This window comes from Mycobacterium sp. E3305 (assembly GCF_001666785.1).
In the GTDB taxonomy this organism is placed as follows: Bacteria; Actinomycetota; Actinomycetes; order Mycobacteriales; family Mycobacteriaceae; genus Mycobacterium.
In genome coordinates, this window is the sequence record NZ_LZJA01000151.1 from 1 (window position 1) to 591 (window position 591).

Consider the following 591-nt stretch of genomic DNA (forward strand, 5'->3'; position numbering starts at 1 on the left):
ATCTCGACGATCTCGTTCGGCACCAAGACCGGCGAGATCGAGATGGACGGGCAGCGCGTGGCCGTCCCGGTTTCGACGGACCAGATGAAGACGATCGCCAAGCTGTCCGGCGGGCAGTCCTACACCGCCAGCAACATCGCCGAGCTCAACAAGAGCTACAACGCCATCGAGAAGGACATCGGCTATCGCACCGTGGCCGGGCCGGGCAGCGCCGGGTGGCTGCGCCTGGGCGTGATCACCGCATTGATCGCGACGGCGCTGGCGCTGCTGATCAACCGGCGGCTGCCGGTCTGATCGTCAGGACGGCAGCCGGCGGTTCAGGAACAGGCCGGCCAGGATCGCGCCGGCCAACGCGACCGCCCCCAGCAGCATCCACGCGAGGCTGGCGTCGCCCTTGACGGTCTCGTACCCGATCTGGCGCTGCAGGGTCGAGTAGACGTTCTTCAGCGACTCCAGGCTGTCGGCATGGAACGCCTGGCCGTCGGTGATCTCGCAGATCTTCTGCAGCGTCTGGTCGTCTACGGGAACCGGGATGGTGGCGCCCTCGTACTCGACGGTGCCGTACGGCGTCCCGAAGGAGATCGTCGAGAT

General features: G+C 66.7%; 2 pseudogenes. One reads left to right on the forward strand and one right to left on the reverse strand.

Annotated features, from left to right (window positions below):
- Positions 1–294, forward strand: a pseudogene (locus A5701_RS13835) (hypothetical protein); the annotation flags it as partial.
- Positions 295–297: 3 nt separating this feature from the next.
- Here A5701_RS13835 and A5701_RS13840 read toward each other — a convergent pair.
- Positions 298–591 (reverse strand): annotated as a pseudogene (locus tag A5701_RS13840) (hypothetical protein); the annotation flags it as partial.